14 protein-coding genes are annotated in these 15,637 nt (G+C 70.2%); 12 read left to right on the forward strand and 2 right to left on the reverse strand.

Translation table 11 applies throughout. The annotated features are described in order from the left end of the window. From AB0I32_RS04525 to AB0I32_RS04575, 11 genes are all read left to right on the forward strand, one after another. Entirely contained in the window at positions 1-1,122 is a 1,122-nt protein-coding gene (locus tag AB0I32_RS04525) for an ABC transporter ATP-binding protein (protein ID WP_357503315.1), read from the forward strand. Next, complete coding sequence (locus AB0I32_RS04530; protein WP_357503317.1) at positions 1,119-2,051, forward strand: ABC transporter permease subunit; 933 nt, start codon at positions 1,119-1,121, stop codon at positions 2,049-2,051. The genes AB0I32_RS04525 and AB0I32_RS04530 overlap by 4 nt, the downstream gene beginning before the upstream one ends. Beyond that, positions 2,051-2,905 (forward strand): ABC transporter permease subunit, encoded by an 855-nt coding sequence (locus AB0I32_RS04535; RefSeq protein ID WP_357503319.1) that lies wholly within the window; start codon positions 2,051-2,053, stop codon positions 2,903-2,905. The genes AB0I32_RS04530 and AB0I32_RS04535 overlap by 1 nt, the downstream gene beginning before the upstream one ends. Continuing rightward, positions 2,898-4,385, forward strand: coding sequence for a mannitol dehydrogenase family protein (locus tag AB0I32_RS04540; protein ID WP_357503321.1), 1,488 nt, complete (start codon positions 2,898-2,900; stop codon positions 4,383-4,385). The genes AB0I32_RS04535 and AB0I32_RS04540 overlap by 8 nt, the downstream gene beginning before the upstream one ends. Positions 4,386-4,517: 132 nt before the next feature. Then, positions 4,518-5,621 carry a Gfo/Idh/MocA family oxidoreductase gene (locus AB0I32_RS04545; RefSeq protein WP_357503323.1) on the forward strand — a complete coding sequence of 368 codons (1,104 nt, stop codon included), beginning with the start codon at positions 4,518-4,520 and terminating at the stop codon, positions 5,619-5,621. Between the two features lie 175 nt (positions 5,622-5,796). After that, complete coding sequence (locus tag AB0I32_RS04550) at positions 5,797-7,131, forward strand: extracellular solute-binding protein (RefSeq protein WP_357503325.1); 1,335 nt, start codon at positions 5,797-5,799, stop codon at positions 7,129-7,131. A gap of 11 nt (positions 7,132-7,142) precedes the next feature. Further along, positions 7,143-8,123, forward strand: coding sequence for a sugar ABC transporter permease (locus AB0I32_RS04555; RefSeq protein ID WP_357503327.1), 981 nt, complete (start codon positions 7,143-7,145; stop codon positions 8,121-8,123). Beyond that, positions 8,120-9,049: a carbohydrate ABC transporter permease gene (locus AB0I32_RS04560; RefSeq protein ID WP_357503329.1), complete on the forward strand. Its 930-nt coding sequence runs from the start codon at positions 8,120-8,122 to the stop codon at positions 9,047-9,049. Before AB0I32_RS04555 ends, AB0I32_RS04560 begins: the two co-directional genes overlap by 4 nt. Before the next feature lie 5 nt (positions 9,050-9,054). After that, positions 9,055-9,696 (forward strand): Poxvirus protein I5, encoded by a 642-nt coding sequence (locus AB0I32_RS04565; RefSeq protein ID WP_357503330.1) that lies wholly within the window; start codon positions 9,055-9,057, stop codon positions 9,694-9,696. 48 nt (positions 9,697-9,744) lie between these two features. Continuing rightward, positions 9,745-12,078 (forward strand): rhamnogalacturonan lyase, encoded by a 2,334-nt coding sequence (locus AB0I32_RS04570; protein ID WP_357503331.1) that lies wholly within the window; start codon positions 9,745-9,747, stop codon positions 12,076-12,078. A 160-nt stretch (positions 12,079-12,238) separates the two neighbouring features. Next, the gene (locus tag AB0I32_RS04575) at positions 12,239-12,475 is read left to right on the forward strand and encodes a hypothetical protein (protein ID WP_357503332.1); all 237 of its coding nucleotides are present in this window, start codon (positions 12,239-12,241) and stop codon (positions 12,473-12,475) included. 9 nt (positions 12,476-12,484) lie between these two features. Here the strand turns inward: AB0I32_RS04575 and AB0I32_RS04580 are convergent, their stop codons facing one another. After that, positions 12,485-13,510 (reverse strand): LacI family DNA-binding transcriptional regulator, encoded by a 1,026-nt coding sequence (locus AB0I32_RS04580; RefSeq protein ID WP_357503333.1) that lies wholly within the window; start codon positions 13,508-13,510, stop codon positions 12,485-12,487. 61 nt (positions 13,511-13,571) lie between these two features. Here AB0I32_RS04580 and AB0I32_RS04585 point away from each other — a divergent pair, with 61 nt between their 5' ends. After that, positions 13,572-13,955, forward strand: coding sequence for an L-rhamnose mutarotase (locus AB0I32_RS04585; RefSeq protein WP_357503335.1), 384 nt, complete (start codon positions 13,572-13,574; stop codon positions 13,953-13,955). A 162-nt stretch (positions 13,956-14,117) separates the two neighbouring features. Here the strand turns inward: AB0I32_RS04585 and AB0I32_RS04590 are convergent, their stop codons facing one another. After that, positions 14,118-15,563 carry an APC family permease gene (locus tag AB0I32_RS04590; protein ID WP_357503337.1) on the reverse strand — a complete coding sequence of 482 codons (1,446 nt, stop codon included), beginning with the start codon at positions 15,561-15,563 and terminating at the stop codon, positions 14,118-14,120. Positions 15,564-15,637 lie beyond the last annotated feature (74 nt).

A 15,637-nucleotide genomic window follows, 5' to 3' on the forward strand; every position in this document is an offset into this window, starting at 1 on the left:
GTGAGCGACTTCGATTCCCTGGAGCTGCGCGGTGTCGGACGGCGGTTCGGCGGGGTGGACGCGCTGTCCGACCTGAACCTGACGATCAGGTCCGGCGAGTTCGTCGCCCTGCTCGGACCGTCGGGCTGCGGCAAGTCGACAGCGCTGAACTGCCTCGCTGGCCTGCTCCCGCTGACGCACGGCGAGATCCTGCTCGACGGCAAGCGCATCGACACCCTGCCGCCCGAGCGTCGCGGGTTCGGGATGGTCTTCCAGTCCTACGCGCTGTTCCCGCACCTGTCCGTGGAGAAGAACGTCGCGTTCGGCCTGCAGATGCAGGGTCGGCCCCGGGCCGAGATCGACTCGCGGGTGCGCGAGGCGATCAAGCTCGTCAAGCTCGGCGAGCACGCGAGGAAGCTGCCGGGCCAGCTCTCGGGCGGGCAGCAGCAGCGCGTCGCGATCGCGCGCGCCGTGGTGCTCGAACCCTCGCTCGTGCTCATGGACGAGCCCCTGTCGAACCTCGACGCGAAGCTCCGCCTCGACATGCGCACGGAGATCCGGCGTCTGCACCAGTCGCTGGGACTCACGACCATCTACGTGACGCACGACCAGGAGGAGGCACTGTCGCTGGCCGACCGCCTCGTCGTCATGCGGGAGGGTCGCGTGCAGCAGGTGGGCACGCCCGACGAGCTCTACGAGAGCCCGACGAGCTGGTACGTCGCGGACTTCATGGGGTACCGCAACATCCTGACCGCGACCGTCGTCTCGGCGGCAGGGGGCGAGGTGGTGGTCGCCCTCCCCGGGACGGCCGACGGCGGGGTGCGGCTCACGGGGCGTGCGGTCGGCGCCCTGAGCGCGGGGGACCAGGTGCGGGTGGCGATCCGGCCGGAGGACTTCGTGGTGGAGCAGGGCGAGCCCGCATCGACCAGCGGAGCGGGCGCCGTTCCCGGCACCGTCGCCGTGGTCGAGTACCACGGCCGCGAGCACGCCGTCGGGGTCCAGGCCGGCGACACGATGCTGCACGCCAGGACGCCGTCGGCCCCGCAGGTCGGCAGCGCCGTCCGGCTGACGGCGCCGGTCGAGCGGGTGCTGGTGTTCCCGGAGTCGCTGGACGCCGTCGTGCCGGTGGAGGTGGCGGCATGAGCTCGAGCGGGGGCGGGCCGCGGGCCGGGCGCGCCACCGCGAGCCTGCGGCACCGCCTGGCCGAGCGGGGCGTCGACCCGACCCTGCTCCTGCTGGTGCCCGGCCTCGTCGTGGCGGTCGCGCTGTTCGTGTACCCGTTCTCGTACGGGATAGGGCTCACCGTCCAGCCCACCGCGGCGATGCGGGAGCAGTGGGGCGGCGGCATCTTCGCGAACTACGTGGCGTTCTTCCGCGACCCGTTCGTGTTCGACTCCGTCGGGATCACCATGCGGCTCGCGCTCCCCGCAGCCCTGTTCAACGTGCTGGCGTCGGTGCCGGTCGCGATGGTGCTGCGGCACCGGTTCCGCGGCAAGCGCCTGCTGACGTCGCTGCTGGTGCTCCCCATCACGCTGGGCACGGTGCTCACGGCGCAGGGGCTGCTGATCTTCGCCGGACGGCAGGGCTGGATCAACCGGACGCTGCTGGAGATCGGCCTGATCGAGGAGCCGCTCAGGCTGGTGAACAACTACCTGGGCGTCATGTTCTCCCTGGTCATCACCGGCTTCCCGTTCGCATTCCTGCTCATCTCGTCCTACCTGTCGGGCATCGACCCGTCGCTGGAACGGGCGGCCAAGACGCTCGGCGCGGGCTGGTGGCAGCGGTTCCGGCGGATCATCCTGCCGCTGCTGGCGCCGGGCCTCGCGACGACGTTCGTGCTGACGTTCGTGCTCGCCTTCTCCGTGTTCCCGTCGGCGCGGCTCGTCGGTGACGCCATGGGCGAGACCCGGGTCATGTCGCTCATGGCGTTCCGGGCGTTCGGCGAGCAGAACGACTATGCGATGGCGTCCACCATCGCGCTGATGATGGGCGCGGTCGAGCTCATCGTCGTGGTGGCCGTGCTGGGCCTGCGGTCGCTGCTGTACCGAGGGACGACCGGAGGGAAGGGCTGATGGCCACCGCAACGCTCGAAAGGCCGATCGCCGCCCGGCCGTCCACCTGGTTCGTCTGGGCAGGCATGACCGCGTTCGGGGTGTTCCTGCTGGGCATCCTCGTCGCGGTCGTCGTCGACTCGTTCGGGCGGCAGTGGTTCGACACGTGGCTGCCAGAGGGCCTGACCACCGAGCGCTACACGGAGGCCTGGGACCGGTTCGCGCTGGGCGAGGTCGTCGGCGTCACGGTCGGCGTGGCGGCGCTCGTCGTCGTCATCTCCGTGGCCGTTGGCGTGCCCGCCGCGTACGTGCTCGCCCGCCGCGACTTCCCCGGCAAGCGCGCGATCATGCTGCTGTTCCTGCTGCCGGTGCTCATGCCGCCCATCACCTACGGCATCCCGCTCGCGACGGTCATGTACTCCTTCGGCCTCGGGCGCACGCTGACCGCCGTCGTCCTGGTCAACCTCGTCCCGTCCGTGCCGTTCGTGATCCTGACCATGACGCCGTTCATCGAGCAGATCAACCCGGCCATCGAGTCCGCCGCCCGGATGTGCGGGGCGCGAACCCGGCAGGTGTTCACGCGGGTCCTCGCCCCGCTGCTCGTGCCCGGTATCCTCGCCGCGGCGATCCTCGTGCTCGTCCGGACCGTCGGGCTGTTCGAGCTGACGTTCCTCGTGTCCGGCCCTGGATCGGACACACTCGTCGTAGCGATCTACCGTGGCATGACATCCGCCGGCGGTGGTGAGGCGAGACAGCTCATCTCGGCCATGTCGGTGATCTATACAGCGACCATGCTCGTCATGCTCGTGGCTGCCTTGCGGTTCGTGAACCCGACGCAGCTCGTGGCACAGGTGAAGGAGACACGCGATGACTGACGACCGCCTGCACCGGGACAACGTCCCCGTGGGCATCGACGCGCCGGTGATGCCGACGGCGGTGGGCATCGTCCACCTCGGCATCGGGGCGTTCCACCGGGCGCACCAGGCCGTCTATACCGAACGTGCGGCGATCGCCACGGGCGACACCTCGTGGGGGATCCTCGGCGTGACCCAGCGGTCGGCGACGGTCCGCGACCAGCTCCGCCCGCAGGGCGGCGTGTACGCGGTGCTGACGGCGGGCGAGCAGGAATCGTCCGTCGAGCTGATCGGCTCGGTGGTCGACGTCGCCTATCCCGCGGAGGAGACCGAGCGGGTGCTGGCGGCGCTCGCGGCGCCGTCCACCCACGTGGTCACGCTGACCATCACGGAGAAGGGGTACGCCCGGACGCCGGACGGCGCTCTCGACCTGGACGCCGTCGCGGGGGACCTCGAGGAGCTCCGGGCCGCGCCCGGGACGTCGCCGGTACGCCCGGCGACGTCGGCGATCGGCCTCCTGGTCCGCGGCCTCGCGGCGCGTGCGGCATCCGGTGCGCCGATCACCGTGCTGACCTGCGACAACATGGTGGACAACGGCCGGGTGCTCGAACGTCTGGTGCGGCAGGCCGTTGACGCGGGCCTGCCCGGGGCGGAGGGTGACGCCCTGCGCGGGTTCCTGGACACGCACGTCACGTTCCCGTGCTCGATGGTCGACCGGATAGTGCCCGCGACGACGCCGGAGCAGCGTGACCACGTCGAGCAGGCGCTGGGCGCGCGGGACGAGGGGCTCGTCGTCGGCGAGCCGTTCGCGCAGTGGGTGATCGAGGACCGGTTCGCCGGCCCGCGCCCCGCCTGGGAGGCGGCCGGTGCCACCCTGACCAAGGACGTCGCGCCGTTCGAGCAGGCCAAGCTGCGGCTGCTGAACGGGACGCACTCCCTGGTCGCGTACTCCGGGTGGCTCGCAGGGCACACGACGATCGCGGCGGCGATGGCGGATCCGGCGATCGGCGAGCGCGCCCGGCAGTACCTCTTCGAGGACGCGCTGCCGACGCTCACCCCGCCCGAGGGCCTGGACCTGCACCAGTACGGCGAGCAGATCCTCGCGCGGTTCGCCAACCCGCACACCGGGCACACGACGGCGCAGGTGGCGATGGACGGCACGCAGAAGATCCCGTACCGGTGGGGCGGCGTCCTCGCGGACGCGCTGGCCGCCGGCCGGGAGCCGCGCGGGGTGGCGTTCGCGCTGGCCGCCTGGGCGGAGTTCGTCCGACGTCGGACGCTCTCCGGCGAGGGCGTGGACGACCCGCGGGCCGAGGAGCTCGAGGCGGTGGTCAGCGCCTTCGAGGTGCCCGGTGGTTCCGACGGGCTGGGCGACGTCGAAGGACTGGCCGGTGCCGAGGAGGACGTCCGAGCCCTGCTCGGGCTCCCGGGCCTGCTGCCGGAAAGCACCCCGGAGACCTTCCTGGACGCGGTGGCGGAGGAGATCGAGTCGGTCCGCTGACCGTCCCGTCGAGTGCGGGACATCTGTGCGCTCAGTCCCGCAGAGGGGCGCAGATATCCCGCACTCGACGAGGGCTGGTACGGTCCGTACGGACGGTGAAACGATTCACCTCGTCGATGAGGACGGAGAGACATGAGAGTCACGATCCTGGGTACGGGCGCCATCGCCGGGACCCATGCGGAAGCGATCGCAGCGCTGTCGCAGCACGGGGTGGACGCCGTCCTGGCGCATGCCCTCGACATCGACCCGGCGCGGGCTGAGGCGTTCGCCCAGCAGTACGGCGTCGCCGGACACGGCACCGACCTGGCCGCCGTGCTCGCCGACACCGACGTGCTGCACGTGTGCACTCCGCCGGGCGCTCATGTGGACGCGGCGGTCGCCGCACTCGGAGCAGGCGTGCACGTGGTCGTGGAGAAGCCGGCGACGCTCTCCCTCGCGGAGATCGACCTGATCGCGCAGGCCGAGGCGGCCTCCACCGCGACGTTCACCCAGGTGGTCCAGCACCGGTTCGGGCACGGCCTGCGGCAGCTGCGGCGGCTGCTCGACGACGGCGCGCTGGGTCGCCCGTTCGTCGCGACCTGCGACACCATGTGGTTCCGTGCGCCCGAGTACTTCGAGGTGCCGTGGCGCGGGCGGTGGGACACCGAGGGCGGCGGGCCCACGATGGGCCACGGCATCCACCAGTTCGACCTGCTGCTGGCGGTACTCGGACCCTGGTCCGAGGTGACGGCGATGGCCGGACGGCTCGCGCGGCAGGTGGACACCGAGGACGTGTCGATGGCGATCGTGCGCTTCGCCAACGGCGCGATGGCGACCATCACCAACTCCCTGCTGTCCCCGCGCGAGACCTCCGACCTGCGGTTCGACACCGAGGCGGCGACCATCGAGCTGTCGCACCTCTACGGGTACGACGACGCCGACTGGACGTTCACGCCCGCGAAGGACCGGGGCGACGTCGGGCAGCTGTGGCAGCCGGACCCCGCGGCCCTGCCCTCCGGACACCTTGCCCAGCTCCTGCCGACCTACCGGGCCTTCGTCGCGGGGGAGGCACCTCCGGTCACCGTGGCCGACGTGCGCGGCACGCTCGAGCTGGTCGCCGCCATCTACCGGTCGGCGTTCACCGGCACGGTGGTCCGGGCCGGCGAGATCGGGCCGGGCGACCCGTTCCACGCGTCCATGCGCGGTACCGGACCGGCGTGGGCACCGGTGAAGGACACCGCGCCGGCGCCTGCCTGACGGCCCGGCCCTGCCGTGACGGCGTCGAGGGCAGATGGGTTGTATCGGTGCACTTCGTTACGAATTCCTGACCTGAAGCCCTGGACAACGCTTCCCGGAGCGGTATTGTATCGATTCAGTCGGCCGTCGAGGACGCAGCCGGCGCGCCAACAGCAGTACGAGCAAGGAGGCTCACGTGGTTCGCACACGCACCACCACAAGTAAGGCCGCCGTCCACGCAACGGCGATCGCGGCGGTCGCCGCGCTCACCCTCTCGGCGTGCGGGGGCGGCGGTAACGCCGCCACCTCGGCCGAGGCCGCGCCCGTCGCCACCGACCGGGACATCGAGCTGTCCCTCGTCTGGTGGGGAGACGACGACCGCGCGAGCCGCTACGAGGAAGCGGTGAAGCTGTTCGAGGAGAAGCACCCGAACATCGTCGTCTCGACGCAGTTCCAGGCGTGGGACGACTACTGGACCGCCCGTACCACCGAGGCGGCCGGCCAGACGCTCCCCGACGTCTTCCAGATGGACCTCGCGTACATCCACCAGTACGCGTCGAACAACCAGCTGCTCGACCTGTCGAGCCAGGTCGGCGTCAACCTGGAGACCGGCGACTACGACGAGACGCTGCTCGGCTCCGGTTCGGTCGACGGCAGGCAGTTCGGCATCCCGACCAGCACCAACACGCTCGGCATGTTCTACCACCAGGACCTCCTGGACGAGCTGGGCGTTGAGCCGCCGGCGGAGGGACTGACCTGGGACGAGTACGACGCCTGGATCCGTGAGGTCAGCGAGGCGGGGGCCGATCAGGACCCGCAGGTCTACGGCGGCACCGACTACACGGGCGCACTCTGGCTGTTCATCCAGTGGCTGCTCCAGCAGGGCAAGACGGCGTTCGCGGAGGACGGCTCGCCGGCCTTCGAGAAGGCGGACCTCGTCGCATGGATCGAGCGCTCCCAGCCGATGCGTGACGACAAGATGTTCTTCCCGATCGAGCGGACGAAGCAGGTCGAGCCGCTCACGGCCATGCAGGTCGGCCAGGCGACCACCGAGATCACCTGGGACAACATGCTCGCCGGCTATGCGGCCGGCGCGGGTACGGAGAACCTCGGCATCCTGCCGGTGCCCACGGGCGCCGACGGCTCGCAGCAGTTCTGGAAGCCGTCGATGCTGCTCTCGTCGTCGGCCAACACGGACGAGCCGGACGCCGCGGCCGCACTGATCGACTTCCTGGTGAACGACCCCGAGGTCGGCAAGATCTTCGGCACGTCCAAGGGTGTGCCCGCCGTCCCGGCCCAGAAGGACGCGATGGAGCTGGCCGAGGGCTCGATCGACTCGAAGATCGTCACCTACGAGGACGAGGTGGCGGACCTGGTGACTGCCGAGACGCCGCTCCCGGGGGAGGGCTACGGCGTCGTCGAGGCCGAGTTCAAGCGGCTGGGCGAGGAGCTCGCGTACGGCAACGTCACTGCCGAGGAGTTCGCCGACCAGTGGTTCCAGAGCGCCGAAGCGAACCTCGGCGGGCAGTGAGCATGTCAGCCATGACAACCGAGCGCGGCCGTGAGGCTGGGCGCGGCAGCGCGCGGGGGTCGACGACATCGTCGACCCCCGCGCGGGGCGGCGCCGGCAAGCCGCCGCGCAAGCGGGCCGACACCCGCGCCGGCTACGCGTTCCTGTCCCCGTGGCTGCTGGGGTTCGGGCTGCTGACAGCCGGCCCGATGCTGATGTCGCTCTACCTCGCGTTCACCGACTACAACCTGTTCCGGGCGCCGGAGTTCGTCGGTATCGACAACTTCACCACGCTGTTCGCGGACCCGCGGTTCCTCAAGTCGGCCCAGGTCACCGCCATCTACGTGCTGGTGGGTGTGCCGGTGAAGCTCGCGGCGGCACTCGCCGTGGCGCTGCTGCTGAACGCCAAGCGCCGCGGCCAGGGCGCGTACCGCTCGATGTTCTACGCGCCGTCGCTCATCGGGGCCAGCGTCTCCGTGGCGATCGTGTGGCGTGCGATGTTCATCGACGACGGCATCGCCGACCAGGTTCAGCAGTTCTTCGGGCTGCCCGGCGGTGGCTGGGTGGGCGATCCCAACATGACCATGCCGATGATGATCCTGCTGGCGGTGTGGCAGTTCGGCGCCCCCATGGTGATCTTCTTGGCCGGGCTCAAGCAGATCCCGGCCGAGCTGCTCGAGGCGGCAGCGGTTGACGGCGCGGGGCCGATCCGGCGCTTCATCTCGGTGACGATCCCGATGCTGTCCCCGGTGCTGTTCTTCAACCTGCTGCTCGAGACGATCGGCGCGTTCCAGGTGTTCAGCTCGGCCTTCATCATCTCCGGCGGCACCGGCGGTCCTGCCGACTCGACGCTGTTCTACACGTTCTACCTCTACATCAAGGGCTTCACGGAGTTCCGGATGGGGTACGCCTCGGCGATGGCCTGGGTGCTCGTGCTCGTCGTCGGGATCATCACCGCCGTCCTGTTCCGCACCTCGCGTGCGTGGGTCCACTACACGGGAGACGTGCGATGAGCGAGACCAGCCACCCGAACCACACCGCGCTGGAGGCAGGGGCCACGCTGCTCGCCGACCGGGACCACTCGTCGTCGAGCAAGGCCCGCCAGCGGCGACGCACCGGCTCCGTGGTGTTCCACGTGGTCGTGCTCGCGATCGCCGTGGTGATCCTGTACCCCGGCGTGTGGATGCTGATGAGCACGTTCAAGCCGAACGGCGACATCGTCGGCAACGTGAACCTGTGGCCGGAGACGTGGACGCTCGACAACTACGTCTCGGCGCTCAGCGGGATCGGCGGGATCTCGTTCTGGACCTTCGTCCTCAACTCGCTGATCCTCGCGGTCGGCTCGGTGGTCGGCGTCGTCCTGTCGTCGACCGTCTCGGCGTACGCGTTCGCCCGGATCAGCTTCCCGGGGCGCGGGGTGTACTTCGCGATCATGATCGGCACGATGCTGCTGCCGTTCCACGTGGTGATCATCCCGCAGTACATCCTGTTCAACTCCATGGGCATGGTGAACACGTTCCTGCCGCTGCTGGCGCCCAAGTTCCTGGCCACCGAGGCGTTCTTCGTGTTCCTCATGGTGCAGTTCCTGCGCGGCCTGCCCCGTGAGCTCGACGAGGCTGCGCGCATCGACGGGTGCGGGCACTGGGGGATCTTCCGGCTCGTGCTGCTCCCGCTCATGCGGCCGGCGGTGATCACCAGCTCGATCTTCGCCTTCATCTGGTCGTGGAACGACTTCCTCGGGCCGCTGCTCTACCTCAAGCAGCCCGACACGTACCCGCTGCCCATCGCGCTGCGGATGTACGTGGACCAGACGTCGGTCTCCGACTACGGCGCGCAGATGGCCATGGCCGTGCTCGCGCTCCTGCCGGTGCTGCTGTTCTTCGTGCTGTTCCAGCGGTACCTCGTCGACGGGGTCGCGACGCAGGGCCTCAAGGGCTGAGCCGCGTGGACGCCGACGGACGAGAGGACGAGGCCGGCGCGCAGCCGGCCGGCGGGCAGCGCGTGGCCGGCGAGAGCCGGTTCGCGCTGCTCGGGGAGACGCTGCTGACCGGGCTGCTCGTGCTGATCGGCTGCCTCCCCGTGGTGACGCTCCCGGCGGCGCTCGCGGCCGGGGCCGCGCACCTGCGCCGTCACCTCGGTGGGTACGACACGACGGTCCGGACGTTTGCGCGGGACTGGTTGGCCGCGGCGCGCGGCCTCTGGGCGCTGGGTGCGCTCCTGCCGCTCGCCGCGGGCGCGGTCGTGCTGAACACCGGGCTGACGGCGTCGGGTGATCTGCCCGGGGCGTCCGCCGTCCGTTGGGTGACATGGGGGGCCGCCGCGTGCGCGGCGGTCGTGCTGGTGCGCGCCGTGGCCGCCTGGTCCGACGACGAGCCCGGTCCTGGTGGTGTGTGGGTGCTGGTGTCCCGGGGTGCCCTACGCGCAAGGGACGACCTGTCCGGGTCCGCCCTGGTGCTCGCGGCCCTGGTGATGTGCGTGGTGCTCGTCTGGATGTTGACGCCGCTCGTCCTGGTGACGGGCGGCCTGCTGAGCCTGGCGGCGGTCGCCGTCGAGACGCGACGTGTGCGGCGCCGCGCGCTCGACTGACGTCGTCCAGCTATCCGTGAGATCGAGAATTCAGAGAGGAATTCGAACATGATCGCGAGACGAATCCACGCCAGGGCTGTCCTGGCGACGGCACTCTGCCTCGGCCTGAGCGGGGTGGGCGTCGCGGCGTCCGCCCAGGCCGGCCCGAGTACCGTCCTGACCGGCGACCAGGGCGACCTGAGCGCCCAGGGCGACCGGCCGACATCGGGCACCGAGCGGCTCGAGCGCGGGCTGGTCGCGGCGTCCACCAGCGAGGGCGTCTTCCTGAGCTGGCGGCTGCTCGCGCCCGAGGTCACCGGCCATACCGACGCAGGGCTCAAGAGCCCCGACTTCGCGGTGTACCGCGACGGCAGGCGCGTCGCGAAGGTGTCGGGCTCGACCAACTACGTCGACCCGGCGGGCACCGCCGGTTCCAGGTACCGGGTGGTGCCGCTGAGCGGGCCGAACGCGGGCCGGTCGGCGTCGGCCACCGTGTGGGGCGACGGGCACCTCGACATCCCCCTGAACAAGCCGGCCGACGGCGTCACGCCCGCCGGCGAGGCGTACACGTACCGCGCCAACGACGCGTCGGTCGCGGACCTCGACGGCGACGACGAGTACGAGATCGTCGTCAAGTGGGACCCGTCCAACTCCAAGGACGTGTCCCAGGTCGGCTACACGGGCAACGTCTACCTCGACGCCTACGAGCTCGACGGCACCCAGCTCTGGCGCATCGACCTGGGCGTCAACATCCGGGCGGGCGCGCACTACACGCAGTTCCCCGTCTACGACTTCGACGGCGACGGCCGCGCCGAGCTGATGGTCAAGACCGCCCCCGGCACGCACGTGACCACGTACGACGACGGGGAGCCCGCCGGTCGGCGCTACATCGGGATCCCCCGGGACGACCGGGCGGACGGCGTCACCCACGCCGACGACTACCGGATGTCTGCCGGCGACTACTACGAGCACCTCGTGGAGATGTTCCGCGGCTGGTCGACACGGCCAGAGGTGACCGGCGGGGAGTGGCCGGCCACGCTGGAGGAGGCGTGGGGCATCGACGGCCGGTGGTCCTACCCGCTGTCCGACGCCGACGCGCGCGCCGCGGCCGACCACTTCATCGACGTCTACGCACCTGCCCGCTCGACGCGGAACCAGCTGCGCAGGTTCGAGGGCTTCGTGGTGAGCGGGCCGGAGTACCTCACGGTCTTCGACGGCCGCAGCGGCAAGCCCATGGAGACCGTCGACTACGAGCCGGGCCGCACCGACGACGGGCTGCGCTGGGGCGACTACGCGATGGCCCGCATCGAGCCGGGGAACCGGGTCGACCGGTTCCTGTCGGGCGTCGCCTACCTGTCCGAGGGTCGGCCCAGCGCGATCTTCGCGCGCGGCTACTACACGCGCTCCACGATCGCGGCCTACGACTGGAACGGCAGGCACCTGACCAAGCGCTGGCTCGCGGACTCGGGATGGACGGCGATGAGCAACCCGTTCAACGACAGCCCGCACGGGGTGCCGGGCACCTCGCCGGAGTGGGGCAGCATCACGACGCAGGGCTTCCACTCCCTGTCCGCGGCCGACGTCGACGCCGACGGCAAGCAGGAGGTCGTCTATGGTTCGGCGACGCTCGACGACGACGGGTCGCTGCTCTACTCGTCGTTCGACACCTTGCCCGAGGGCTCCGCGAACCCGGGGGCGCGCGCCGGGCTGGGCCACGGTGACGCCATGCACGTGACCGACATCGACCCGGCGCGGCCCGGGCTCGAGATCTGGACCGCGCACGAGGGTGGCACGTGGGCGCCGTACGGCTCCGCGCTGCGCGACGCCGCGACCGGGGAGGTGCTGTTCGGGCAGTACTCCGGCCGGGACACGGGCCGGGCGATGATCGGCGACGTGCGCTCGGACGTGCCGGGCGTCGAGGTCTGGGCGTCCATGCCGGACGGCACCCTCGGGTCGGGCACGCTGAGCGCCACGGGCGCGCAGCTGTCGACGACGACCATGGGCACCAACCAGTCGGTGCGCTGGGCCGGGGACGGAACCACGCAGATCATCGGGGGAGCGGAGGCGCAGACGCCGACGATCACCGACTGGTCGCGCGGCGTCGTGAAGACCCTGGACGGGACGCTGACGAACAACGGCACCAAGGGCACGCCGTCCCTCGTGGCCGACATGCTCGGCGACTGGCGTGAGGAGGTGCTGGTGCGGACGACCGACTCGAGCGCGCTGCGGCTGTTCACGACCACCGAGCCGACGGACATCGCCATGTACACGCTGATGCACGACCGGCAGTACCGCGCCGAGGTGGCGCGGCAGCAGACGACGTACAACCAGCCGTCGTACCCGGGCTTCTACCTCGCCTCGGACACCGACTGGTCCACGGTCCCGATCCCGGGCCGCGGCTGACCCTCGACGGGCTCGACCACCGGCAGCCCCAGGGCGCCGGTGGTCGAGCCTGTCGAGACCTTGTGACCATGCGGGGTGCGCCGCCCGATTCGAGTGACAGGCCGCGAAGTCGTGGAGTAGCGTCGGCCGTCACGACCTGCCCCGACCCGATGGGACGACCATGTTCGCGGTTTCGCCGTACGACCTGATCTGGTCAGCTGGTGCGCTGGTGGCTGTCGCGCTGACCCTCGCCGCACTCGTCGTCTGGTTCCGGACGCGCTGGGAGCAGACCTGGGAGGCCGTCCTGACGCTGCTCGTCATCGTCCTCGTACCGCTTCTTGGCCCCGCGGCATTCCTCGCGTCCCGCGGCAGGCGCCCGGTTCCGGTGAAGGTCCGCTCGTCGGACCGGCAGAGCTGACGCCGGGGACTACCTCGCCGACGCGGAGCTGGAGCCCCGCACCACCAGCGTGGGCTGGAACATCACGTGCTCTGCCGCCGCGTCGGGGCCGCTGAGCAGGAGGTCCGCGGCGCGGGCGCCGAGCTCGTGCGTCGGCTGGCGTATCGAGGTCAGGGGTGTGGACAGCTCGGCGGCGAACGCGACGTCGTCGTATCCCACCACCGCCACGTCGGTGGGTACCGCGATGTTCTCCGTGCGGAGCGTGCGCAGCACACCCAGCGCGACCAGGTCGTTCACGCAGAAGACGGCGGTGGGGCGCTCGCCCGACTCCAGGAGCCCGCGGATCGCGGCCTCGCCACCCTCGGCGTTGAGGCTGGACACGGTGATCTCCTGGAGCGCGGACGCCGGGTCGAGCCCAGCGGCGGCGAGCTCCTTGACCACGCCTTCGTGCCGGTCGGCGCACTGCCTGATCGTGTGCGGCCCGTTGAGGAAGACGATCCGGGTGTGGCCCTCGTCCAGGAGGTGACGCGCCGCGAGCTCGCCCCCGCGGACGTCGTCGACGGCCACCGACGAGATGCTCGGGTCCGACGACGGACGGTCCAGCAGCACGACGCCGGTGCCACGGCGGCGGATCGCGAGCAGGTGCTCGATGTCGTCGGTCGCCGGTACGACCATGACGCCCTGCACGCCGTGCTCCTCGAACAGGCGGAGGTAGCGCTGCTCGCGTTCGGGGTCGTCGTCGGACGACGCCACCATGAGTGTGAAGTCGTCGCGGTCCAGGCGCTCCTCGATGCCCCGTGCGACGTCGGTGAAGAACGGGTTGGCGATGTCAAGGACGATCGCGCCGATGGTCGTGATGGTTCCGGCCCGGAGCTGCCGGGCGGACCCGTTGCGGACGAAGCTGAGCTCCTCGATCGCGGCCTCGACCCGTTCGCGGGTGCCGGGCAGCACACGTTCGGGTCGGTTGAGGACGTTCGAGACCGTGCCGACGGAGACGCCGGCGGCACGGGCGACGTCGGCGATGGATGCTCGTCGGTGAGCGGCCTGCTGGGTCATGGGTGCCTCCTTGCTTCGGGCTACATTATGAACCGTTTCACGAGGAACCGGAGGACCGGACATGTCGAGCAACACCGCTGGTGCACGCGTCTGTTTCACGTCCAGGGTGCGGGCCGACCGTATCCCGGAGTACCGGGCGGCACACGCCGCCGTCTGGCCCGAGATGCTGGAGGCGCTCCGGGACACGGGCTGGCGTGACTACCACCTGTTCCTGCGGGACGACGGTCTGCTCGTCGGGTTCCTGGAGACCGACGACTACGAGGCGGCGCAGCGGGGGATGGCGGCGACCGAGGTCAACGCACGCTGGCAGGCGGCGATGTCGGGGTTCTTCGTCGACGACGGCAATCCCGACGACGGGTTCGTGCTGTTGGACGAGGTCTTCTACCTGGAGGGGCAGCTGGCGGCGCTGGCGGCCGGTTCCGACGGCGACGCTCCCGGGGAGTGACGTCTCGGTAGGAATGTCTCCGGAGGGGCGCCTTCGCGGGGGCGCCTCCGGGGAGAGCTCACGTGCGCGGGATGTGTTGCGCTGCGTAGACGTTGTCTACGCAGCGCAACACATCCCGTGGACCAGGCGTCTCCCCGCGGCGGTCGAGGCGCGGGGCCCGGTCTAGTTGACGCCGCCCTCGCGCTCGCTGAGGGCATTCGGATCGGTGATCGCGGTGCCCTGGCCGAGCAGGCGGTTCGTGATCCACGTCAAGATCCACAGGATGAACCCGATACCGAGCAGCCAACCGGCGATCTGGTACTCGAGGACGGGCCGCCCGGTCCACGGGCCCACGAAGAACGCGCAGGCGAGCGCACCGATGATCGGCAGCACTGTCGGCGCCACGAAGTGCTTGCGGTCGATCGGGTCGCGGCGCAGCACCAGCACACACACGTTCACGATCGCGAACACCGCAAGCAGCAGCAGCGACGTCGTACCACCCAGGGCGGCGACGACGTCGTTGTCCGGGTCGCGGCTGACGAAGTAGATGAGCCCGAACGAGATGACGGTCGTGAACAGGATGGCGACCCACGGCGTCTGGCGGCGGGGGTTGACCCGCCCCAGGATGCCGGGCAGCACGTTCTGCTTGGCCATGCCGTACAGCAGGCGGCTGGCCATGAGCATGTTGATGAGCGCCGAGTTGGCCACGGCGAACATCGAGATGAACGGCAGGATGTCGCCCGCCGGGATGCCTGGTGCGGCAGTCTCGACGACGGTGACGAGTGGCGTGTCGCTCGCCCCCAGCTCGCCCACGGGCACGATGGCCACGGCGAAGAGCGCGATGAGCACGTAGATGATTCCGGTGATACCGATGCCGGTGATCATCATCTTGGGGAAGTTCCGGACCGGGTCCTTGGTCTCTTCCGCCATGTTCACGGAGTCCTCGAAGCCGACCATCGCGAAGAAGGCCAGCGACGTCGCTGCCGTCACGGCGAAGAAGACACCCCGATCACTCGCGTCCTCGAAGATGATGGTGCGGCTGAAGTCCGTCCGGCCGGCGAACACGGCGTAGAAGCCGACCAGGATGACGAGCAGCAGGCCGGAAAGCTCGATGAGCGTGAGAAAGATGTTGGCCCGCACGCTCTCGCCGACACCGCGCAGGTTCACAGCCGCTACCACGGCCATGAAGATCAGTGCCACGGTGATGATGAGCGTCGCGTTGTCCTTGTCCAGCCCGAAGCCCACCGCGAGGTTGGAGGCGAAGGCCCGCGACGCCGTCGACGCAGACGTGATGCCGGAGCACATGACGGTGAAGCAGACCATGAAGGTGAACAGGTGTACCCCGAATGCCTTGTGGGTGTAGAGCGCGGCGCCTGCCGCACGGGGGTACTTGGTGACCAGCTCCAGGTAGGAGAACGCGGTGATCAGGGCGATGACGAACGCGAGGATGAACGGCGCCCACGCAGCCCCACCCACCTGTTCCGCGACCTGTCCGGTGAGCGCGTACACGCCGGTGCCAAGGATGTCCCCGACGATGAAGAGCAGGAGGAGCTTGGGCCCCATCACCCGCTTGAGCTCGGTCGGTTCTTCGCCGGGGGGCGCGTGCTCCTCGGCCACTGGTTGGCTCATATCCGGTCACCTCCATGAGTGCTGCGGGCTATGTTCACCCCTGATCGATCAAGAGTTCCGTAAGTGAAAGCGCA

Origin of the sequence: Promicromonospora sp. NPDC050249 (genome assembly GCF_040656015.1) — a bacterium.
In the GTDB taxonomy this organism is placed as follows: Bacteria; Actinomycetota; Actinomycetes; order Actinomycetales; family Cellulomonadaceae; genus Promicromonospora.

What these genes read in the sequence shown, in the direction of transcription:
- AB0I32_RS04555 (WP_357503327.1), top strand. Translation starts at nt 7,143, where the DNA reads ATGACAACCGAGCGCGGCCGTGAGGCTGGGCGCGGCAGCGCGCGGGGG.
- AB0I32_RS04540 (WP_357503321.1), top strand. Translation starts at nt 2,898, where the DNA reads ATGACTGACGACCGCCTGCACCGGGACAACGTCCCCGTGGGCATCGAC.
- AB0I32_RS04535 (WP_357503319.1), top strand. Translation starts at nt 2,051, where the DNA reads ATGGCCACCGCAACGCTCGAAAGGCCGATCGCCGCCCGGCCGTCCACC.
- AB0I32_RS04575 (WP_357503332.1), top strand. Translation starts at nt 12,239, where the DNA reads ATGTTCGCGGTTTCGCCGTACGACCTGATCTGGTCAGCTGGTGCGCTG.
- AB0I32_RS04585 (WP_357503335.1), top strand. Translation starts at nt 13,572, where the DNA reads ATGTCGAGCAACACCGCTGGTGCACGCGTCTGTTTCACGTCCAGGGTG.
- AB0I32_RS04530 (WP_357503317.1), top strand. Translation starts at nt 1,119, where the DNA reads ATGAGCTCGAGCGGGGGCGGGCCGCGGGCCGGGCGCGCCACCGCGAGC.
- AB0I32_RS04580 (WP_357503333.1), bottom strand. Translation starts at nt 13,510, where the DNA reads ATGACCCAGCAGGCCGCTCACCGACGAGCATCCATCGCCGACGTCGCC.
- AB0I32_RS04560 (WP_357503329.1), top strand. Translation starts at nt 8,120, where the DNA reads ATGAGCGAGACCAGCCACCCGAACCACACCGCGCTGGAGGCAGGGGCC.
- AB0I32_RS04590 (WP_357503337.1), bottom strand. Translation starts at nt 15,563, where the DNA reads ATGAGCCAACCAGTGGCCGAGGAGCACGCGCCCCCCGGCGAAGAACCG.
- AB0I32_RS04570 (WP_357503331.1), top strand. Translation starts at nt 9,745, where the DNA reads ATGATCGCGAGACGAATCCACGCCAGGGCTGTCCTGGCGACGGCACTC.
- AB0I32_RS04545 (WP_357503323.1), top strand. Translation starts at nt 4,518, where the DNA reads ATGAGAGTCACGATCCTGGGTACGGGCGCCATCGCCGGGACCCATGCG.